The sequence below is a fragment of the Kitasatospora nipponensis genome (assembly GCF_039528135.1).
GTDB lineage: Bacteria > Actinomycetota > Actinomycetes > Streptomycetales > Streptomycetaceae > Kitasatospora > Kitasatospora nipponensis.
In genome coordinates this window covers 1-20,837 of record NZ_BAAALF010000015.1, presented here as the reverse complement: position 1 = coordinate 20,837, position 20,837 = coordinate 1, and the positions used below count along the sequence as shown (strand labels likewise).

Here is a 20,837-nt window from a genome sequence, read left to right as displayed (position 1 = left end):
CCGCCTCAGCCGGCGAGTCGGTCGGTGACCCAGGCGTGGAACTCCCCGATGTGGTGCTCGCTCGGCACCAGGACGCCGCCGGAGCGGTAGGCGCGCGAGGTCATGGCGGGCTGGCAGCGTTCGCAGGCCTCGAAGTCCTGGACGTTGACCCGGTGGAAGAGCTCCACCGAGGGGTCCAGGTCGCGGCCCGAGGCGACGACGTCGGACAGGAAGAGCCAGTCGCACTCCACGACGGTGTGGTCGGCGGCGAGCGGGAACATCCGGTGCACGATGACGTGGTCGGGCACCAGGTTGATGAACACCTGCGGTTTGACCGTGACCGCGTAGTACCGGCGGTCCTGGTCCTCGGAGACGGTCGGGATCCGGTCCACGCCCGCGCTGCCGTCGACGGTGAACCCCTCGACGTCGCCGGCGAACCGCGCACCGTGGCCGACGTAGGACTGCGCCGCGTAGCCGCCGGCGAACTCCGGGAGCACCTCGGTCAGTTCGGGGTGGATGGTGGCGCAGTGGTAGCACTCCATGAAGTTCTCGACGATCAGTTTCCAGTTGGCCCGCACCTCGTAGCGGATCCGGCGCCCGACCGCGAGCCCCTCGGTCTGGTAGCGCCCGATCGCCTCGGGGTCCCCCAGCCGCTCCGTCGCGGCGCCGATCACCTCGGCCTCGAAGGACGGTGGCTCCTGCGCCAGGCAGACCCACACGTAGCCGAGCCACTCGCGCACGTGCACCGGGAGCAGGCCGTAGCCGGTGCGGTCGACGTCCGGCATGCTGGTGAGGTTGGGCGCGGCGACGAGCCGGCCGTCCAGGCCGTACGTCCAGGCGTGGTACGGGCACTGGAAGGCGCGCTTGACCTCGCCCTTCTCCTCGGTGCACAGCCGCGCGCCGCGGTGGCGGCAGATGTTGAGGAACGCCTTGACGCCGCCGTCCCGGGACCGGGTGATCAGCACGCTCTCCCGGCCGACCTGCACGGTCTCGAAGCTGCCCGGCCCGGCCAGGTCACCGGCGCGCACGGCGCAGAACCACAGCTGCTCGAAGAGCTTCTCCTGTTCCAGCGCGAAGACCTGCGGGTCGGTGTAGGCGGTGCCCGGGAGGGTGCGGATCAGGCTCGACGGGAGCTCGGTCGAGGTCACGGCGGTGGGCCTTTCGTCAGGGGGATGCCCGGTCAGCGGCGGATGCGCGACATCTTCGGGTCGAACAGCGGCTCGGCGGTGACGGTGGCGCTCAGCCGCTCGCCGAAGTACTCCACCTCCACCCGGCACCCGGGTTCGGCGGCGGAGCGCGGCAGCCAGGCGTAGGCGATGGAGGCGCCGATGCTGTAGCCGTAGGCGGCGCTGGTGACGTAACCGGCGGGGGCGCCGTCCACGAAGACCGGCTCCCGGCCCATGACCACGGCCTGCGGATCGTCCAGCAGCAGGCAGACGAGCCGGCGCGTCACCGTCTCCTCGCTCAGGCCGAGCAGGGCCTCGCGGCCCAGGAAGTCCCCCTTGTCCATCCGCACGGCGAAGCCCAGCCCCGCCTCGTAGGGGTTGTGCTCGGCCGTCAGGTCGGTGCCCCAGGAGCGGTAACCCTTCTCCAGGCGCAGGCTGTTGAAGGCGCTGCGCCCGGCGGCGACGATGCCCAGCGGCTGCCCGGCCGCCCAGAGCGTGTCCCAGAGCTTCTGCCCGTGGTCGGCGGTGGTGTACAGCTCCCAGCCGAGCTCGCCGACGTAGGACAGCCGCATCGCGGTGACCGGGACGTGACCGAGGTGGGCCTGCTTGGCCTTGAAGTAGCCGAAGCCCCGGTGCGAGAAGTCCGCGTCGGCGAGCGGCTGGACCAGGTCGCGGGCGAGCGGGCCCCACAGGCCGATGCAGCAGGTGCCGGCGGTGATGTCGCGGACCTGGACCGACCCGTCGCCGGGCAGGTGACGGGTGAGCCAGTCGAGGTCGAGGTTGCCGTTGGCGCCGATCTGCCAGCGTTCGCCGAATCCGCCGCCGCGGCCCAGCCGGGCCACCGTCAGGTCGCTGCGCACACCGCCGCTCTCGTCCAGCAGCAGGGTGTAGGTGACGGAGCCGACCGGCTTGTCGAGCTGATTGGTGGTCAGGTACTGCAGGAAGTCCAGCGAGCCGGGGCCGGTGACCTCCAGGCGCTTGAGCGCGGTCATGTCGTACATCGCGACGCGCCGGCGGGTGGCCAGCGCCTCGGCGCCCGCGATCGGGGACCAGTAGCGCGAGGCCCAGGCGCCGCGTCCGGGGATGCCGGCGAGCTCGGGCAGCTCGGCGTTGGCCTCGTACCAGTGCGGCCGCTCCCAGCCGGAGGCCTCCAGGAAGTACCCGCCCAGCTCCCGCTGGCGCGCGTGGAAGGGGCTGACCCGCAGCGGGCGCGGCTCCTCCATGGGCTGCAGCGGGTGGATGACGTCGTAGACCTCGACGAAGTTCTGACAGCCGCGCCGCTGCACGTAGGCGGGGGCGAGCTGGACCGGCTCGAAGCGGTTGAGGTCGCACTCGTGCAGGTCGGTGCGCGGCGTGCCCTCCACCAGCCACTGCGCCATCGCCCGGGCCACGCCCGCGGAGTGGGTCACCCAGACCGCCTCGGCGACCCAGAAGCCGCGCAGCTCGGGCGACTCGCCCAGCAGCGGGAAGCCGTCGGTGGTGAAGGAGAAGATGCCGTTGAACCCCTCCTCGATCCGGCTCCCGGCGAGCGCGGGCAGCAGCGCCCGCGAGTCGGCCCAGGACTGCTCGAAGTCCTCCGCGGTGAAGGGCAGCATCGAGGGCATCACCGGGCCACCGGGGGCCGGCACCGCGTCGAGGTCGACGGGCATCGGGCGGTGGGCGTAGGAGCCGATGCCGATCCGGTCCACGTGCTCGCGGTAGTAGAGGTCGCGGTCCTGGTGGCGCAGGATCGGCTTGACGGCCTCCAGCTCCTCGGTGGTGTGGCCGGCCAGGGCCGGGACCGGGGTGGTCCTGACGTACTGGTGGGCCAGCGGGACGAGCGGGACGGTGAGCCCGGCCATCCCACCGATCCTCGGTCCCCAGAACCCCGCGCAGGAGACCACCACGTCGGCGGGGAAGCTGCCCCGGTCGGTGACGACCGCGCGCACCCGGCCGTGCGCGGACTCGATCCCGGTGACTGTGTGGTGCGCCAGGAACCGCGCGCCGCGCCCGATCGCCAGCCGGGCCTGCGCCTCGCCGGCGCGCACCGCCTTGGCCAGGCCGTCGGTGGGGACGTGGAAGCCGCCGAGGATCGCGTCGCGGTCCAGCAGCGGGTGCAGTTCGGCGCACTGCCCGGGGTCGAGCAGGTCGCCCGCCACCCCCCACGAGGTGGCCAGCCCGTGCCGGCGGCTCAGCTCGGCGAGCCGCTCGGGGGTGGTGGCCACCTCCAGCCCGCCGACCTGCCGGAAGCACCACTGGCCGTCGAGGGTGAGCGAGGAGTACTTGCGGACGGTGTAGGAGGCGAACTCGGTCATGGTCTTGGAGGAGTTGGTCTGGAAGACCAGCCCCGGCGCGTGCGAACTCGACCCTCCGGTGGCGAAGAGCGGGCCCTGCTCCAGCACCGTGACGTCGGTCCAGCCGCGCGCGGTGAGCTCCTCGCTCAGGGCGCAGCCGACGATGCCGGCGCCGACGATCACGACTCTCGGTTGGACTGTCAAAGCATCCGTCCCCTCGGAAGGTGGCTGCGGCGGGCTGCGGGTGGGCCGGCGTTCCGGGGCCCCGAACGGCCAGGACAGTGCACGAGTTGCATATGGCGCATCTCTTTGCGCGATGAGAAACAGAGTCGGGCCCGCGCCGCAGGCTGTCAAGAGCCCGCCGCCGGCCATCGCGGGGCGGCGTCGACGGCTCGGCCAAGTCGGCCCTCTTGACAGGGGTTTGAGGCCCTTCCATACTCGCCGCAAGTTGCGCATGGAGACAAACGTCTCGTATCGCGCAACTCATGAGAAAGGCGGCGGTCCGTGCCCCCATCCCTCGACCCAGCCGGTCTGCTGATCGACGGCGCCTGGACGCCCGCCGAGGACGACCGACGGCGAGCGGTCGTCAATCCCTTCGACGCCTCGACGCTGGCCACGGTCGCCGAAGCTGGCGACGCCGACACCGACCGCGCGGTCCGCGCCGCCCGGGCCGCCTTCGACGAGGGCTCCTGGGCCCACGCCCCGGCCGCCCGGCGCGCGGGCGTGCTCACCGCCACCGCCGACGCGCTCCAGGCCGGGCGCGAGGAACTGGCGCGGCTGGAGACGCTCGACACCGGCAAGACCCTGGCCGAGAGCCGGATGGACGTCGACGACGCCACCGCCGTCCTGCGCTACTACGCGGCGCTGACGACCACGGACGCCGGCCGCACCATCGACACCGGGCGGCCCGACGCGATCAGCCGGGTGGTCCACGAACCGGTGGGCGTCTGCGCCCTGATCACCCCGTGGAACTACCCGCTGCTGCAGATCTCCTGGAAGCTGGCCCCGGCCCTGGCGGCCGGCAACACCGTGGTGGCCAAGCCCAGCGAGGTCACCCCGCTCACCACGATCCGTCTCTTCCAGCTGCTCCAGGAGCAGTTGGAGCGGGCCGGCGCGCCGAGCGGGACGGTGAACCTGGTGCTGGGCGGCGGCGCGGTGGGCGCGGCACTCGCCCGCCACCCCGGGGTCGACCTGGTCTCCTTCACCGGCGGGCTGGCCACCGGCCGTTCGGTGATGCGGGCGGCGGCCGACACGGTCAAGCGGGTCGCCCTGGAGCTCGGGGGCAAGAACCCCAACATCGTCTTCGCCGACGCCGACCTGGACGCCGCGGTCGACTTCGCGCTCACCGCGGCCTTCCTGCACTCGGGCCAGGTCTGTTCGGCCGGCTCGCGGCTGCTGCTGCACCGCAGCCTGCACGCCGACTTCACCGCCGAACTCGCCCGCCGCGCCGACCGCATCCGGTTGGGCAACGGACTCGACAAGGGCACCGAGACCGGCCCGCTGGTCACCGCCGAGCACCGCGAGAAGGTCGAGCGCCTGCTGGCGGGCGCGCTCGCCGAGGGCGCGGTGCTGCTGGCCGGCGGCGGCCGGCCCACCGAGCCCGAGCTGCAGGCGGGCTTCTTCCTGCGGCCCACCGTCCTGGACGGGTGCGACGCCGGCATGACGGTGGTCCGCGAGGAGGTCTTCGGACCCGTCCTGACCGTCGAACTCTTCGACGAGGAGGACGAGGTGGTGGCCCTGGCCAACGACACCCCGTACGGCCTGGCGGGCGCCGTCTGGACGCAGGACGCCGGACGCGGCGAGCGGGTGGCGACCCGGCTGCGCCTGGGCACCGTCTGGATCAACGACTACCACCCCTACGTCCCGCAGGCCGAGTGGGGCGGGTTCAAGCAGTCCGGCACGGGCCGCGAGCTCGGCCCCTCGGGCCTGCGCGAGTACCAGGAGACCAAGCACGTCTGGCGCACCACCAGCCCCGCCGCCCAGCACTGGTTCGCCGGCTGACGCGGCGTCACATCACTCCCCCCTCCCCGTCCGTCCGCACCTGACGACTCCACCGGTCCGCGCAGCAAGCACCTCCTCCCCTCCCCCATGCCTGCCACTGGAGCGACCTTGAGCACCTCGGGAACCACCGGCGCGCCGCCACCCGGCGCCGACACGACCGACGACACCACCGACCTCGCCCGCTTCGGCTACCAGCAGGAGCTGGAACGCTCCCTCGGCTCCTTCTCCAGCTTCGCCGCCGGCTTCAGCTACATCTCGATCATGACCGGCGTCTTCCAGCTCTTCGGCTTCGGCTTCGCCTCCGGCGGCCCGGCCGTGATCTGGACCTGGCCGCTGGTCTTCATCGGCCAGGGAGCCGTCGCCCTGTGCTTCGCCGAGATGGCGGGCCAGTTCCCGCTGGCCGGCGGCGTGTACCAGTGGTCCAAGCAGATCGCGCGACCGGTCACCTCGTGGATGGCCGGCTGGATCATGACCATCGGCGCGATCGTCACCGCGGCCGCGGTCGCCGTGGCGTACCAGGTGATCCTGCCGCAGGTCTCGTCGGCCTTCCAGATCGTCGGCGGGGCCGCCGACGCCGGCGTGACCACCACCCCCGACGGCGCGAAGAACGCGATCCTGCTGGCCCTGGGCCTGGTCGTGTTCACCACGATCGTCAACATCGTGGGCGTCCGCCTGATGGCGAAGATCAACAACATCGGTGTCGCGGTCGAGCTCATCGGCGTCACCCTGCTCATCGTCATGCTCGCCGTGCACATCCGGCGCGGCCCGCAGGTCGTCCTGCAGACCGCGGGCACCGGCGCCGGGCACTCCTGGGGCTACCTGGGCGCCTTCCTGGTGGCCTCCATCATGAGCGCGTACGTGTTCTACGGCTTCGACACGGCCGGCATGCTGGCCGAGGAGACCACCGAGCCGCGCCGGCACGCCCCCCGGGCGATCCTGCGGGCCCTGACCGCCGCCTTCCTGGCCGGCGGCCTGCTGATGCTGGTGGGGATGATGGCGGTGGGAAACATCAGCGCCAAGGAGCTCGGCACGCTCGGCATGCCCTACCTGATCAAGTCCACCCTCGGCACCACGCTGGGCGACGCCTTCCTGGTCTGCTCGGCGATCGCCGTCACGGTCTGCTGCCTGGCCGTGCAGACCGCGGCCATCCGGCTGCTCTTCTCCATGGCCCGCGACCGGCGCCTGCCCTTCGGCGCCGCCCTGGCCAGGGTCTCCCCCCGGTCCAGCACCCCGGTGCTGCCCGCCCTCGTCACCGGCGCGCTGACCATCGCGCTGCTGCTCGTCAACATCGGCAACCAGCGGGTCTTCTACATCCTGACCTCGGTCGCCATCATCCTCTTCTACGTCCCCTACCTGCTGGTGACCGCCCCGATGCTGCTGCGCCGCCTGCGCGGCCGGTGGCCCGGGCCGGAGCACGGTCCGCACTTCAGCCTGGGCCGCTGGGGCCTGCCGGTGAACCTGCTGGCCGTCGTCTACGGGCTGGCCATGACCGTCAACCTGGCCTGGCCGCGGGCCTCCGTCTACGGCGACGACCACTGGTACTACACCTGGGGCGCCATCGTCTTCACCGGGGCGATCTCGGCCCTCGGCGGGCTGCTGTACCTGCGCTACCGCGGCCGCCCGGGCGCCCCGGCGCGGCCCGCCACCGTCGGGCCGGCGGCCGACGAGGCCCTGGCGGCCGAGGGCTGAGCCTGCGCCGGACCTCGGTTGCGGGAACGGCAGCGGGGCGCCGGCGCCACACCCGGCGCCCCACCCTGCCGAGCGGTCCCGCGGCCGGCTACCGCGGCGGCAGGTACCCCAGCCGGGCCGAGACCTCCTCGGCCGCGGCACGGACCGCGGCCGCCACCTCGGGGATCCGCCGCTCGGTCAGCCGGAAGGACGGCCCCGAGGCGCTGATGGCCGCCACCACCTGCCCGCTGTGCGCCCGCACCGGCGCCGCGACGGCGTTCAGTCCCGGCTCCAACTCCTCGACGCAGCAGGCGAAGCCGTCGGCCACGGCCTGCTCCAACTGGGTGCGCAGGGTGGCCGCGTCGGTCACCGTGCGCGGGGTGTAGCGCTCCAGGGGGGCCGCGAGCCGCACCTTCAGCGTCTCCTGCGGCAGGTACGCCATGAGCACCTTCCCGCTGGAGGTCGCGTGCAGCGGCGTGCGCTGACCGACCCAGTTGTGCGTGGTCAGCGCGGAGGGGCCGAAGACCTGGTCGATGTTGACGGCCTCGTTGCCGTCGAGGATCGCCACGTTGATCGTCTCCGCGACCTGGACGGCGAGCCGCTCGCAGACCGGACGGCTCTGCTGGGACAGGTCCATCCGGACCGTGGCGGCACCCGCCAGCCGCACCAGCCCCAGGCCCAGGCGGTACTTGCCGCGCTCCCCCGGCTGCTCGACCAGGCCGCGCATCTCCAGGGCGGCGGCGAGGCGGAAGGCCGTCGACTTGTGGACACCGAGCTCCACCGCGAGTTCGGTGACACCCGTCTCGCCACGGCGGGCGAGGATCTCCAGGATCGTCACCGCCCGGTCGACGGACTGCACAGGGGACTCCGTCTGCCGCGAGGAGCCCGGCCCCCCGGGGGACCCACCGCTCAGATTGTTGCTCATGACGCAACATTATGCACACCTTCCGGCCGCGGGCAGCCGCCCCCTTGACAACCCCTCGGCGGCCGGAAAGCATGTTGCGTCATACGCATCGTGTTGTGTCATGCGATACAAGCCCCGAGCGGGGTCGGTGATCGGAAGCTGGAGGTTCCCATGATCACGGTGTGCCGGATCGACGAACTGCCGCCCGGCGAGGCGCTGCGCATCACCGAGGGCGTACCCGCGCCGGTCGCGGTGTTCAACGCCGACGGAACCCTCTACGCCGTCGACGACACCTGCACCCACCAGGACGCCTCGCTCGCCGACGGCTGGCTGCAGGACTGCTTCGTCGAGTGCCCGCTGCACGCGGCCTCCTTCGACCTGCGCACCGGCCAACCGACCTGCCTGCCGGCCAAGTCGCCGCTCCGCACGCACCAGGTCACGGTGGAGGACGGGTTCGTCGTCCTGCACGTCGCGGTGGGCGAGGCGGCATGAGGTCCGTCGCCGTGGTCGGCGCCTCGCTGGCCGGCCTGAGCACGGTGCGGGCGCTGCGCGCGCAGGGCTACGACGGCTCGATCACCGTCATCGGCGAGGAACGCCACCACCCGTACGACCGGCCGCCGCTGTCCAAGGGCTTCCTCCAGGGCGACCTGGACGTCGACGCGCTCGCGCTCGGCAGCCCGCAGGAGTACGCGGACCTGGGCGTGCGGTGGCTGCTCGGCGAGCGGGCGGTGCGACTGGAGCCCGCGGCCCGCACGGTCACGCTGGCCGGGGGCCGGGAGGTGCGCGCCGACGCCGTCGTGATCGCCACCGGCGCGCGCCCCCGCACCCTGGCGGGCACCGACCGGTTGGCGGGCGTCCACACGCTGCGCACCCTGGACGACGCCCTGGCCCTGCGCGCGGACCTGCGCCGGGGCCGGCCCCGCGTCGTGGTCGTCGGCGCGGGCTTCATCGGCGCCGAGGTCGCCTCCACGGCGCACGCGCTGGGCCTGGACGTCACCGTCGTGGAGGCCGCCGAGGTGCCGTTGGAGCGGGCCCTGGGACGGGAGATGGGACTGGTCTGCTCCGCGCTGCACGCCGACCACGGGGTGCGCCTGCTCTGCGGCACCGGCGTCGCGGGCCTCACCGGCGAGCGCCGGGTCACCGGCGTGCGGCTGACGGACGGGCGGCTGCTGGCGGCCGACGTGGTGGTGGTCGGCGTCGGGGTGCGGCCGGTGACCGGCTGGCTGGCGGGCTCGGGGATCACGGTGGACGACGGGGTGGTGTGCGACGCCGGCTGCGCGACCGGCGTCCCCGGGGTCGTCGCCGTGGGCGACGTCGCCCGCTGCCCCGACCCGTTCACCGGCCGCCACGACCGCGTGGAGCACTGGACCAACGCGACGGAGCAGGCGGGGACCGCCGCCCGCACGCTGCTGTCGGGCACCTCGGTCCCCGCGCCGGCGCGGCCGCCGTACTTCTGGTCGGACCAGTACCGGGTCCGGATCCAGCTGGCCGGTCACGTCGGCCCGAAGGACCGGCCCGAGGTCGTCGAGGGCGACGTGGCGAGCCGGTCCTTCGTGGCCCTCTACCGACGCGACGGGCACGAGGTCGCCGTGCTCGCCGTCAACCGGCCCAAGCCCTTCACCCGGCTCCGCCGCACGCTCACGCCGCTGGTGCCGATGGTGCCGCTCGTGCCGTGAGACGGCAGGAGCCGGTGCCGGTCAGGCGGCCTTGCGGTGCCGGTAGAACTCGGTGTGGTCCGGGGCGAGCGGGGTGTTGCCGAGGATGAGGTCGGCGGCCTTCTCGGCGAGCATCATCACGGGCGCGTAGATGTTGCCGTTGGTCACGTACGGCATCGCGGAGGCGTCGACCACGTGCAGCCCCTCCAGTCCGTGCACCCGCAGGGAGGCCGGGTCGAGCACCGACATCCCGTCCGTGCCCATCCGGGCGGTGCAGGAGGGGTGCAGCGCGGTCTCGCCGTCCTGGGCGACCCACTGCAGGATCTGCTCGTCGGTCTCCACCTGGGGTCCGGGCGAGATCTCCCCGTCGCTGAACGCGGCGAAGGCGCTCTGCCCGAGGATCGAGCGGGTGACCCGGATCGCCTCGACCCACTCCCGGCGGTCCTGCGCGGTGGAGAGGTAGTTGAACCGCAGGGCCGGGCGCTCGCGCGGGTCCCTCGACCGGATCTTCACCGAGCCGCGGGCGTCCGAGTACATCGGGCCGATGTGCACCTGGTAGCCGTGCCCGCCGGCCGGCGCGGAGCCGTCGTAGCGCACCGCGATCGGCAGGAAGTGGAACATCAGGTTGGGGTGGCCCACGTCCTCGTTGCTGCGCACGAAGCCGCCGCCCTCGAAGTGGTTGGTCGCGCCCGGGCCGCTGCGCAGGAAGAGCCACTGCGCGCCGATGAAGGGCCGCCGCCACAGCTTCATGGCCGGCTGCACGGAGACCGGCTGCTTGCAGGCGTGCTGGACGTAGACCTCCAGGTGGTCCTGGAGGTTCTCGCCGACGCCGGGCAGGTCGTGGACGGTGCGGATGCCGAGCGCGTCCAGCTCCTCCGCGTTGCCGACGCCGGAGAGTTGCAGCAGCTGCGGGGAGTTGATGGCGCCGCCGGACAGGATCACCCGGCCGCCGCTCACCCGGTGCGTCGTCCCTCCCCGGCTGTACTCCACACCGGTCGCGCGCCGGCCCTCGAAGAGGACCCGGGTGACCAGCGCCCGGGTCCGCACCTGGAGGTTGCGGCGGCTCATGACCGGGTGCAGGTAGGCGCGGGCGGCGCTGAGCCGCCGTCCGCGGCGCAGGTTCCGGTCGAAGGCGGCGAAGCCCTCCTGGCGGTAGCCGTTGACGTCGTCGGTGAGCGGGTACCCCGCCTGCTGGACGGCCTCGAAGAAGGCCGAGAACAGCGGGTTGGTGACCGGTCCGCGCTCCAGGACGAGTGGGCCCTGGTGTCCGCGGAAGGCGCCGTCCGGGTCGGCGAGGCAGTTCTCCATGCGCTTGAAGTACGGCAGGCAGTGGGCGTAGTCCCACTTCTCCATCCCCGGGTCGGCGGCCCAGCGCTCGTAGTCGAGCGGGTTGCCGCGCTGGAAGATCATGCCGTTGATGCTGCTGGAGCCGCCGAGCACCTTGCCCCGGGCGTGGTAGATCCGCCGCCCGTTCATGAAGGGCTCCGGCTCGGACTCGTACTTCCAGTCGTAGAAGCGGCTGCCGATCGGGAAGGTCAGGGCGGCGGGCATGTGGATGAAGACGTCCCAGGGGTAGTCCGGCCGGCCCGCCTCCAGGACCAGGACCCGGTTGGCCGGGTCGCTGCTGAGCCGGGCGGCGAGCGCGCAGCCGGCCGAACCGCCGCCGACGATGATGAAGTCGTACTGCTGCTGCAAGGTCATGGGTTCCTGCCGTTGCTCTCGGGGCGCTGACGCCGGTTCTGCGAGTCTGGCGAGGTTGCTGCGGGGGCTGCGAGAAGCTGCGGTGCGGGGTCTGCGGGGCCTACGGCCGGTCGGGCAGGCCCGGGTGAGGCGCGACGGCCGACCGGGCACCTGGGCGACGAGTTTCTCCAGGCGAAACTGCGCTCATAGTGCGCAACAGTTTCGGGACCCACTCCGGGCCCGTCAAGGCCCCCTCCACCCCGCGTGCCGAACTGTTGTGTTGGGCGCAACAGTGTGCGTAGTCTGAAACAACGCCGCACGCGCAGCGCCGGGTCCTGCTCGCGGCGCCCGCACCGTCACCCGCCCCTGACACGCCGCCTTCCACTGACACCGACGCCGCCCCCTCCCCAGGAGTCCCGCGATGTCCCATCAGCTGCCCGAGCACCCCGACTGGCTGTGGCGCACCCCCGACCCCAAGCGCTCCTACGACGTGGTCATCGTCGGCGCGGGCGGCCACGGGCTGGCCACCGCCTACTACCTCGCCCGCAACCACGGCATCACCAACGTCGCCGTGCTGGAACGCGGTTGGCTGGCCGGCGGCAACATGGCCCGGAACACCACGATCATCCGCTCCAACTACCTCTGCGAGGAGAGCGCGGCGCTGTACGAGCACGCGCTGAAGCTCTGGGAGGTGCTGCCGCAGGAGCTGGAGTACGACTTCCTCTTCAGCCAGCGCGGCGTGCTCAACCTCGCCCACACCCTCCAGGACGTCCGCGAGGGCACCCGGCGGGTGAACGCCAACCGGCTCGGCGGGGTCGACGCCGAGTGGCTGGACACCGACCAGGTCCGCGCGTTCTGCCCGATCGTCAACACCTCGCCCGACGTGCGCCACCCGGTGCTCGGCGCGACGCTGCAGCCCCGGGCCGGCATCGCCAAGCACGACCACGTCGCCTGGGCGCTGGCCCGCAGGGCGGACGAGTACGGCGTCGACCTGATCCAGGGCTGCGAGGTCACCGGATTCCTGCGCGAGGGCGACCGCGTGGTCGGCGTGCGGACCAACCGGGGACCGATCGGCGCGGGCCGGGTCGCGCTGGCCGCCGCCGGACACACCAGCGTCCTCGCCGACCTGGCCGGACTGCGGCTCCCGCTCCAGAGCCACCCCCTGCAGGCGCTCGTCTCCGAACTGCTGGAGCCCGTGCACCCCACCGTGGTGATGTCCAACCACGTGCACGTGTACGTGAGTCAGGCCCACAAGGGCGAGCTGGTCATGGGCGCGGGCGTGGACGCCTACAACGGCTACGGCCAGCGCGGTTCCTTCCACCTGATCGAGCACCAGATGGCCGCCGCGCTCGAACTGTTCCCGATCTTCGCCCGGGCGCACGTGCTGCGCACCTGGGGCGGCATCGTCGACGTCACGCCCGACGCCTCGCCGATCATCGGTCCGACGCCGGTCGAGAACCTCTACCTCAACTGCGGCTGGGGGACCGGCGGCTTCAAGGCGACGCCCTCCTCCGGGTGGGTGTACGCGCACACCATCGCCACCGGCGAACCGCACCCGCTGGCCGCGCCCTTCGCACTGGAACGGTTCACCACCGGCGCGCTCATCGACGAGCACGGCGCCGCCGCCGTGGCGCACTGACACCCCACGGCTCACCGACACCTCTGAACACCTCATTCGGCCGGAGTCCCCATGCTGCTGATCGCCTGTCCCTGGTGCGGCGAACGAGAGGAGCTCGAGTTCCACTACGGCGGCCAGGCCCACGTCGCCCACCCGGCGGACCCGCAGGGCCTGTCCGACGCCGAGTGGGGCGAGTACCTCTTCGTCCGCGACAACCCCAAGGGCCCCTTCGCGGAACGCTGGTCGCACGCCGCCGGGTGCCGGCGCTGGTTCAGCGTGGTGCGCGACACCGTCACCCACCGGATCCTGTCCGTGCAGGGCGAAGGCCCCACGGCGGACGGCCACGCGAAGCCGGTGACCGCATGACCGGCTCCCACCGGCTCCCCCACGGCGGACGGGTCGACCGCTCGGCCCCGCTGCGCTTCACCTTCGACGGGGTCGGGTACACCGGCCTGCGCGGCGACACGCTCGCCTCCGCACTGCTCGCCAACGGCGTGCTGCACGTCGCCCCCAGCCTGTACCGCAAACGGCCGCGCGGCATCGTCACCGCCGGGGTGGAGGAGCCCAACGCCCTGGTCCAGGTGGAGGGTCCGTGCTCGGAGCCGACCCGGCTGGCGACCACGATCGAGCTGTACGAGGGCCTGGTGGCCACGAGCATCGCCGGCCTCGGCCGCCTCGACCCGACCCCCGACGAAGCCGTGTACGACAAGATGCACCTGCACACCGACGTCCTGGTCGTCGGTGGCGGGCCGGCCGGACTCGCCGCGGCCCTCGCGGCCGGGCGTGGCGGCGCCCGCGTCCTGCTGGTCGACGACCAGCCGGAACTCGGGGGATCCCTGCTCGCGGAGCGCCAGTCGACCGAACGGCAGTCGACCGAGGGGCACCAGCCGGTCGGGGGACGGGGGTCGGTCGCCGCGCCGGCGTCGATCGAGGGCCGGCCGGTACTCGACTGGGTGGCGCAGGTCCGGGCGGAGCTCGCCGCGCAGGCCGAGACCCGGATCCTCACCCGGTCCACGGCCATCGGCTACCACGACCACAACTACCTGCTCGTCGCCGAGAACCGCACCGACCACCTCGGCCCGCACCCGGTCCCCGGCATCTCCCGGCAGCGCCTGTGGCACCTGCGGGCCCGCCGGGTGGTGCTGGCGACCGGCGCCCACGAGCGGCCGATGGTCTTCGCCGGCAACGACCTGCCGGGCGTGATGTCCTCCGCCGCCGTGCGCGCGTACCTGAACCGCTACGCCGTGCTCCCCGGCCGCCGGGCCGTGGTCCTCACCACCAACGACCACGCCTACGCCACCGCGCTCGACCTGGTGGCGGCGGGCGCGCAGGTGGCGGCGCTTGTCGACACCCGGCCCGAGCCGCCGGCCGACCTGGTGGCCGCGGCCCGCGGCGCCGGGATCGAGGTCGTCGCCGGATCGGCCGTCGTCGGCACCCGGGGAACGGAGCGCCTCGCCGCGGTCGGCATCGCCGCGCTCGACGCCGACGACGCGATCGACGGCCCGGTCCGCGAGGTGGCCTGCGACCTGCTGGCCGTCTCGGGGGGCTGGAGCCCGGCCGTCCACCTGTGGAGCCAGTCCCAGGGCACCTGCCGCTACGACGACGGGGCGGCCGCGTTCGTCCCCGCGCGGGCCGCGCAGGACGTCGTCAGCGTCGGCGCCGCCCGGGGCGTGCTCGACCTGGCCGGCTGCCTCGGCGACGGCTTCGCCGCCGGAGCCGGGGCGGCCGCGCAGGCGGGCTTCCCGACCACGCTGCCCGGCACCGCGGCCGGCGACGGCCCTGGTACGGCGGTGGGGGCGCCCGGGGCCGGGAACCGCCCGCCCGCCCGGCCACGGCCGGTCTGGATCGTGCCCGGCGAGCAGGGCGGGCCCGCCGAGTGGCACGACCACCTCGTCGACCTCCAGCGCGACGCGACGGTCGCCGACGTCCGGCGCGCGATCGGGGCCGGCATGCGCTCGGTCGAGCACATCAAGCGCTACACCACCATCGGGACCGCGCACGACCAGGGCAAGGCGTCCGGCGTGAGCGCCACCGGCGTCATCGCCCGCCTGCTGGGCGCCCGCTCACCGGGCGAGGTCGGCACCACCACCTACCGCGGCCCGTACGTGCCGGTCTCCTTCGCACTGCTGGCCGGCCGCGAGCGCGGCGCCCTGTTCGACCCGGTGCGCACCACCGCGATCCACCCCTGGCACCACGAGCACGGCGCGGTCCTCGAGAACGTCGGCCAGTGGAAGCGCCCCCGGTACTACCCGCGGCCCGGCGAGTCCATGGAGGCGGCCGTGCTGCGCGAGTGCCGCGCGGCCCGCGAGGGCGTGGCGGTGATGGACGCCAGCACGCTGGGCAAGATCGACGTGGTGGGCCCCGACGCGGGCGAGTTCCTGAACCGCGTGTACACCAACGGCTTCGCCAGGCTCGCCGTCGGCTCCGCCCGGTACGGGGTGATGTGCCGCGCCGACGGCATGGTCCTCGACGACGGCGTGACCGTGCGCCTGGCGGCCGACCACTACCTGATGACGACCACCACCGGCAACGCCGCCGGCGTCCTGGACTGGCTGGAGGAGTGGCTGCAGACCGAGTGGCCCGAGCTGCGCGTGCGGTGCACCTCGGTGACCGAGCAGTGGGCCACCATCGCGGTCGTCGGCCCCCGCTCCCGTGCGGTCCTCGCCGCGCTCGCGCCGGACCTCGACGTGTCCAACGACGCCTTCCCCTTCATGACGGCCCGGGAGACCCGGCTGGCGAACGGCGTCCCCGCCCGGATCTGCCGGATCTCCTTCTCCGGCGAGCTCGCCTTCGAGGTCAACGTGGCGAGCTGGTACGGCCTGGCCACCTGGGAGAGCGTCGTCCGGGCCGGCGAGGGGCTGGACATCACCCCGTACGGCACGGAGACCATGCACGTGCTGCGCGCCGAGAAGGGCTACCCCATCGTCGGCCAGGACACCGACGGCACGGTCACCCCGCGCGACCTCGGCATGGAGTGGGTCATCTCCCGGCAGAAGCACTTCATCGGCGAACGGTCGCTGAGCCGGCCGGACACCGCGCGCAGCGACCGCAGGCAGCTGGTCGGCCTGCTGCCCGTGGATCCCACCGTGCTGCTGCCGGAGGGCGCGCAGCTGGTGGCGGACGCCGGGGTGTCACCACCCGCCAAGGCGTTGGGGCACGTCACCTCCAGCTACCGCAGTGCGGCACTGGGCCGCACCTTCGCGCTGGCCCTGGTCGCGGGCGGGCGGGAGCGACTGGGCGAGACGGTCTACGCGCCGCTGCCCGGCGGCGTGATCGCCGCCACCGTCACCGACACCGTCCTCCACGACCCGAAGGGAACCCGCCGTGACGGCTGACCACCTGCGGCGCAGCCCGCTCGGACACCTGTCCGACGTCTTCGCGGCCCGCTCGACCGGCGCGGAGCGGGGCGTTCGACTGCGCGAGGTGCCCTTCCTCGCGCAACTCGACGTCCAGCTCGACCCGGACGGGCCGGCCGCGCGGCGGATCGCCGCCGCGCTCGGCGCGCCGCTGCCGACCGCCCCGAACACCGTGACCCTCTCCGGGGACCTGCGGGTGCTCTGGCTGGGCCCGCAGGAGTGGCTCGTGGTGGGCCCGGACGGCTCCGGCCCCGCCACCGCCGACCTGCTGCGCGAAGCCCTGCGGGACGAGCCCGGATCGGTCGTCGACGTCTCCGCCAACCGCACGACACTCGAACTGTCCGGCCCCGCCGCCCGCCCGGTCCTGGAGAAGGGCTGCGCGCTCGACCTGCACCCGCGCGCCTTCGGGCCGGGTCGCTGCGCGCAGACGCTGCTCTCCAAGGTCACCGTGATCCTGCACCAGGTCGACGCCGGGCCGACCTACCGTCTCCTGGTGCGGGGGTCCTTCGCGCAGTACCTGGCCGACTGGCTCCTCGACGCGATGGAGGAGTACCGCCACGCCCCGCTCCCGGCCTGAACCGCCCGCGCCACCCTGACGGTGCCGCCGTGAGGGTGCCGCCTTGACAGCGCCGCCGGCCGGACGTACAGCGGGAACATGAGTCGGCGCACACCGGTGGAACGGGCGACACCACACGCCGGGACCGGGGCCGGGGAGGCCGACGGTCTGTCGGCGGAGCGCGACGACGCCCTGGTGGCGGCCGTCGTCAAGGCCGTCGCGGACACCGGCGCCCACGCCGCGAGCGTCTTCCTGCGCTCCCGGGACGGCCGCTCGATCGTGCTGGCCGCCACCTGCGGTGCGACGCCCTCGCTCCTCGGCGGCTGGCGGCTGATCCCGGTCAGCAGCCCGATCCCGGTGGCGGCGGCCTACCGGTCGGGCCGCACGATCCAGCTGGCCGACGCCGGCGAGACGATGCGACGCTTCCCCCAGCTCGCGGTGGCCCTGCCCTACCCGTTCGGGTCGGCGTCGGTGCCGGTCAGGGCCGGGCCGGAGCGGCTGGGGGCGCTGGCGGTCGTCTGGGCGGCGCCGCCCGGGCATCCAGGGCTGTCCAGGGCCCGGCTGCGCCACCTGCGGGCCATCGCCCACCGGCTCGGCGCCGCCCTCGCCGACCTCCGCTCGCGCGGCGGTGCCTTCGAGTACGACGCCACCACGGTGCCCATCGAGGTTCCGGCCGCCACCACACCGTCCGTGCGCGTCGGCCTGTTCGACTGGCGGCTCGACACCGGCGCGGTGGTCGCCGACGACGAGCTGAGCGCGATCTTCGGTCTGACACCCGGCGCCTTCGACGGCCGGGCCGACACTCTGGCCCTGCGGCTGCACCCCGGCGACCGGGCCTCGCTGCGGGCTGCGGCCCGCGAGGCCGTCGCGAACGGCCGGGTGCTCGCCCGCCGCCTGCGCATCCGCGTCGCCGACGGGTACCGCACCGTCGAGCTCTGGGGTCGCGTACCGGAGGTGCCCGGGGACGAGGCGCGGGCCCATCTGGTCGGATGCGTGCTCGACGCGTCGGCCGGCGCGGCCGCCCTCACCGCCGTGGAGCGGCTGCGCGAGGGGCTCTTCTCGCTCGCCCCGGACGGGCGGGTCAGCTACGCCAACCGCAGCCTGGAGCAGCTGCTCGGCGTACCCGTCCGCGAGTTGCTCGGCCGCCGCCCCTGGGACGTCCTGCCGTGGCTCTCCGATCCCGGCTACGAGGACTGGCACCGGGCCGCGATGGTCGGCCAGCAGCCCACCACCTTCCTGGCCCACCGTCCGCCGGACCGGTGGCTCGCCTTCTCCCTGCACCCGGACGCGAACGGCGTGACCGGCACCGTGCTGCCCGCCGCACCGCACCCGTCACCGGACCCCGCCGAGGCATCTCACGCGTCACCGCACGCGCCACCGCACGCGCCGGCGGACGCACCGCCGGAGGTGCCCGCGCGCCTGGGTGCCATCTACCACGTGCTGCAGCTCAGCAGCGCGCTGACGGAGGCGGTCACCACGCACCAGGTGTGCGACGTCGTCTCCGACCAGCTCCTGCCGGCCTTCGGCGGTCAGCACCTGGCCATCCACGTGGTCGACGAGGGGCGGCTGCACCTGCTCTTCCGCAGCGGCCACCACGACCGGTTCCTGCACGGGCTGGAGGGCCGTCCACTGGACACCGCCCTGCCCGGCACGGAGACGCTGAGTTCCGGCGTCCCGCTCTTCGTCGAGTCCGGGCGGGAACTCGACGACAGGTTCCCGGCGCTCTCCGCGGAGGGCATCGGGGCCTGGGCCTACCTGCCGCTGGTCGCCTCCAACCGTCCGGTCGGCACCTGCGTCCTCGGGTTCGACGAGGTCCACCACTTCACCGCCAGGGACCGGGGCATCCTGACCGCGCTCAGCGGTCTGATCGCCCAGGCACTCGAACGCGCCCGCCTCTACGACGAGGAGTCCACCGTCGCCCGCGGCCTCCAGAACGCCCTGCTGCCCCACCGGCTCCCCCACCTGCCCGGCATCCGCACCGCCGGCCGCTACCTGCCCGGCACCAGCGGGATGGACATCGGCGGCGACTGGTACGACGTGATCCCCACCGGCGGCGGGGTGGCCCTGGTGGTCGGTGACGTCGAGGGCCACAGCGTCGCCGCGGCCGGCATCATGGGCCAACTGCGCAGCGCCGTAAGGGCCTTCGTCACGGCCGGCCACTCGCCCGACGCCGTCCTGGCCGGTACCAACCGGCTGCTGGTCGACCTCGACCCCGGGCTGCTCGCCAGCTGCTGCTACCTGTGGATCGAGCCGGGCGGCGCCCGGGCCCACGCCGTCCGCGCCGGCCACTGCCCCCCGCTGCTGCGCCGTCCCGACGGGAGCGCCGAAGTGCTGGAGCTCGCGGGCGGCCCGCTGCTCGGCGTCGACGGCGCCGGCAGCTACCCGCAGACCCGACTCGACCTTGTGCCCGGCTCGGTGCTCGCCCTCTACACCGACGGCCTGGTCGAGGAGCGCGGCAGCGACATCGACCTGGGCATCGACGAGCTGCGGGCCGAGCTGGCCCACGCACCCGCCGCGAGCCTGGACGAACTCGCCGATCACCTCCTGCGCAAGGCCCGCCGCACCGCGCACCGCTCCGACGACATCGCCCTGCTGCTCACCCAGGTCCTCCCCGGGTAGCGGGCCCGGGCCCGCTACCCGGGGAGGCCGGGCGGCGCGGTCAGCCGGTGCGCGCCGGCTGTTCCGGGGCCAGGGAGTTGCCGGCCGGGATGTGGCCGCAGTCGGAGGGGGCGGTCCGCCCCGCGAACCGGTCGCCCAGCCAGCCGATGGCCTGCGGCGCCCAGACGACGGGGACGCCCACGTGGCTGAGCAGGTCGAACTGCTGGAACGCGACCGGGCCGGTGCCGGCGGCGCAGTACTGCCGGGCCAGCGCCCGCACGTCGCCGGCCACCATGACCCCGTCGCCGGTCCCGATGCCGGCGGGGCTGTTGAAGGTCCCCTCCAGGACGCCGCCGTTGCCCTGGGCGATGTAACCGGGGATCGTCGGGGCCGGGGCCGAGCCCAGGTTGATCCGGTTCACCGCCGCCAGGAAGGCCGGCACCGAGTTCGGGTCGGCGTACTGCGGCTTCGCCATCTTCTTCCAGGTCAGACCCGGGTAGTGGCCCAGGGCGTCGACGATCGAGCCGTGCTCCAGCTGCTGGTACACCGTCAGGCCGTAGTCGCTCAGGTAGGGCTTGAGGTCGATGCCGAAGGAGCGCGAGACCCCGATGACCGCCATCGGGATGACGCCGCTCCACACCAGGGACCCGTCGACGTACCTGAGGTTGTGCGCCGGGTCCACGAGCAGGCCGCCCTCGGTGAAGCCGACCAGCTTGCCGTTGACGTCCGGCGCGTAGGCCGGGGCGAGTGCGGCCGCCCAGTCGGTCGCGATGGCACCGCCCGAGTAGCCCATGAGACCGAAGGTGGTCTCGGAGCCGAGGCCGGTGTCCGCGGACCGGGTCGCGGCGCGGATCGAGTCCAGCGTGTTGGTCGCGTACTCCGGGCCGGCCGCGAAGTCGGCGCTCTGTCCCTCGGTGTCCGGGATGACCAGGTTGTAGCCCTGCGCCAGGAGCGGCACCAGGAAGAGGGCCTCGGCGTTCGGGATCACCCCGCCGAGGGTGACGTCACCGGCGACGGCTCGGGACGGGCTGTCCTGCGGGTCGAGGGAGTCGTAGAACGACTGGTACGAGACCGCCCTGCTGCCGTCCCCCGTCAGGCTCCGCACCACGGTGGTGACGTTGGCGGCCGGGCGGCCCTGGGCGTCGGTGGTGCGGTAGAGCAGTTGGATCGCCTGCACCGGGGTGGGCAACCCCAGTAGGTGGTACGGCAGGGTCCGCGTCCTGAGGACGGTACCCGGCGCGAACGAGGCCAGTGGCGTGCTGCCGCCGTAGGTATAGAACGGGTCGCTCGCCGCGGCGGCGGGCCGTGCGGCGGCGGGCCGTGCGGCGGCGGGCCGTGCGGCGGCGGGCCGTGCGGCGGCCGCGGCCTGGGCGGGGGGGGCGG

14 protein-coding genes are annotated in these 20,837 nt (G+C 73.7%); 9 read left to right on the top strand and 5 right to left on the bottom strand.

Going from position 1 to position 20,837, the window contains the following annotated elements; genetic code table 11:
* Nucleotides 1-5: 5 nt before the first annotated feature.
* Nucleotides 6-1,127, bottom strand: coding sequence for an aromatic ring-hydroxylating oxygenase subunit alpha (locus ABD323_RS07185; protein WP_344440376.1), 1,122 nt, complete (start codon nt 1,125-1,127; stop codon nt 6-8).
* A 32-nt stretch (nt 1,128-1,159) separates the two neighbouring features.
* Nucleotides 1,160-3,601 (bottom strand): GcvT family protein, encoded by a 2,442-nt coding sequence (locus ABD323_RS07180; RefSeq protein ID WP_344440375.1) that lies wholly within the window; start codon nt 3,599-3,601, stop codon nt 1,160-1,162.
* Nucleotides 3,602-3,922: 321 nt separating this feature from the next.
* Between ABD323_RS07180 and ABD323_RS07175 the strand changes: the two genes are divergently transcribed.
* Together ABD323_RS07175 and ABD323_RS07170 are read left to right on the top strand one after the other, a co-directional pair.
* Nucleotides 3,923-5,419, top strand: coding sequence for an aldehyde dehydrogenase family protein (locus ABD323_RS07175; RefSeq protein WP_344440374.1), 1,497 nt, complete (start codon nt 3,923-3,925; stop codon nt 5,417-5,419).
* A gap of 108 nt (nt 5,420-5,527) precedes the next feature.
* Entirely contained in the window at nt 5,528-7,108 is a 1,581-nt protein-coding gene (locus ABD323_RS07170; RefSeq protein WP_344440373.1) for an amino acid permease, read from the top strand.
* A gap of 88 nt (nt 7,109-7,196) precedes the next feature.
* Here ABD323_RS07170 and ABD323_RS07165 read toward each other — a convergent pair whose 3' ends face one another.
* Nucleotides 7,197-7,946, bottom strand: a complete 750-nt coding sequence (locus ABD323_RS07165) for an IclR family transcriptional regulator (protein ID WP_344440419.1) — start codon at nt 7,944-7,946, stop codon at nt 7,197-7,199.
* 216 nt (nt 7,947-8,162) lie between these two features.
* Here ABD323_RS07165 and ABD323_RS07160 point away from each other — a divergent pair, with 216 nt between their 5' ends.
* On the top strand, nt 8,163-8,483 hold the full coding sequence (locus ABD323_RS07160) for a bifunctional 3-phenylpropionate/cinnamic acid dioxygenase ferredoxin subunit (RefSeq protein WP_344440372.1): 321 nt from the start codon (nt 8,163-8,165) through the stop codon (nt 8,481-8,483).
* On the top strand, nt 8,480-9,667 hold the full coding sequence (locus ABD323_RS07155) for an NAD(P)/FAD-dependent oxidoreductase (protein ID WP_344440371.1): 1,188 nt from the start codon (nt 8,480-8,482) through the stop codon (nt 9,665-9,667). The genes ABD323_RS07160 and ABD323_RS07155 overlap by 4 nt, the downstream gene beginning before the upstream one ends.
* A 21-nt stretch (nt 9,668-9,688) precedes the next feature.
* Here the strand turns inward: ABD323_RS07155 and betA are convergent, their stop codons facing one another.
* Nucleotides 9,689-11,347 (bottom strand): choline dehydrogenase, encoded by a 1,659-nt coding sequence (betA, locus tag ABD323_RS07150; protein WP_344440370.1) that lies wholly within the window; start codon nt 11,345-11,347, stop codon nt 9,689-9,691.
* A gap of 400 nt (nt 11,348-11,747) precedes the next feature.
* Between betA and ABD323_RS07145 the strand changes: the two genes are divergently transcribed.
* The 5 genes from ABD323_RS07145 to ABD323_RS07125 all read left to right on the top strand — a co-directional run bounded on the left by ABD323_RS07145 (nt 11,748) and on the right by ABD323_RS07125 (nt 19,475).
* Nucleotides 11,748-12,965, top strand: coding sequence for a sarcosine oxidase subunit beta family protein (locus ABD323_RS07145; protein WP_344440369.1), 1,218 nt, complete (start codon nt 11,748-11,750; stop codon nt 12,963-12,965).
* A 51-nt stretch (nt 12,966-13,016) separates the two neighbouring features.
* Complete coding sequence (locus ABD323_RS07140) at nt 13,017-13,310, top strand: sarcosine oxidase subunit delta (RefSeq protein ID WP_344440368.1); 294 nt, start codon at nt 13,017-13,019, stop codon at nt 13,308-13,310.
* Entirely contained in the window at nt 13,307-16,279 is a 2,973-nt protein-coding gene (locus ABD323_RS07135; protein ID WP_344440367.1) for a 2Fe-2S iron-sulfur cluster-binding protein, read from the top strand. The genes ABD323_RS07140 and ABD323_RS07135 overlap by 4 nt, the downstream gene beginning before the upstream one ends.
* Entirely contained in the window at nt 16,269-16,877 is a 609-nt protein-coding gene (locus ABD323_RS07130; protein ID WP_344440366.1) for a sarcosine oxidase subunit gamma, read from the top strand. Before ABD323_RS07135 ends, ABD323_RS07130 begins: the two co-directional genes overlap by 11 nt.
* Before the next feature lie 78 nt (nt 16,878-16,955).
* Nucleotides 16,956-19,475 carry a SpoIIE family protein phosphatase gene (locus ABD323_RS07125; RefSeq protein ID WP_344440365.1) on the top strand — a complete coding sequence of 840 codons (2,520 nt, stop codon included), beginning with the start codon at nt 16,956-16,958 and terminating at the stop codon, nt 19,473-19,475.
* 40 nt (nt 19,476-19,515) lie between these two features.
* Here the strand turns inward: ABD323_RS07125 and ABD323_RS07120 are convergent.
* Nucleotides 19,516-20,837, bottom strand: a 1,322-nt coding sequence (locus ABD323_RS07120) for a lipase family protein (RefSeq protein ID WP_344440364.1), incomplete at its 5' end; no start/stop codon positions are given.

What these genes read in the sequence shown, in the direction of transcription:
- ABD323_RS07160 (WP_344440372.1), top strand. Translation starts at nt 8,163, where the DNA reads ATGATCACGGTGTGCCGGATCGACGAACTGCCGCCCGGCGAGGCGCTG.
- ABD323_RS07155 (WP_344440371.1), top strand. Translation starts at nt 8,480, where the DNA reads ATGAGGTCCGTCGCCGTGGTCGGCGCCTCGCTGGCCGGCCTGAGCACG.
- betA (WP_344440370.1), bottom strand. Translation starts at nt 11,347, where the DNA reads ATGACCTTGCAGCAGCAGTACGACTTCATCATCGTCGGCGGCGGTTCG.
- ABD323_RS07145 (WP_344440369.1), top strand. Translation starts at nt 11,748, where the DNA reads ATGTCCCATCAGCTGCCCGAGCACCCCGACTGGCTGTGGCGCACCCCC.
- ABD323_RS07140 (WP_344440368.1), top strand. Translation starts at nt 13,017, where the DNA reads ATGCTGCTGATCGCCTGTCCCTGGTGCGGCGAACGAGAGGAGCTCGAG.
- ABD323_RS07135 (WP_344440367.1), top strand. Translation starts at nt 13,307, where the DNA reads ATGACCGGCTCCCACCGGCTCCCCCACGGCGGACGGGTCGACCGCTCG.
- ABD323_RS07125 (WP_344440365.1), top strand. Translation starts at nt 16,956, where the DNA reads ATGAGTCGGCGCACACCGGTGGAACGGGCGACACCACACGCCGGGACC.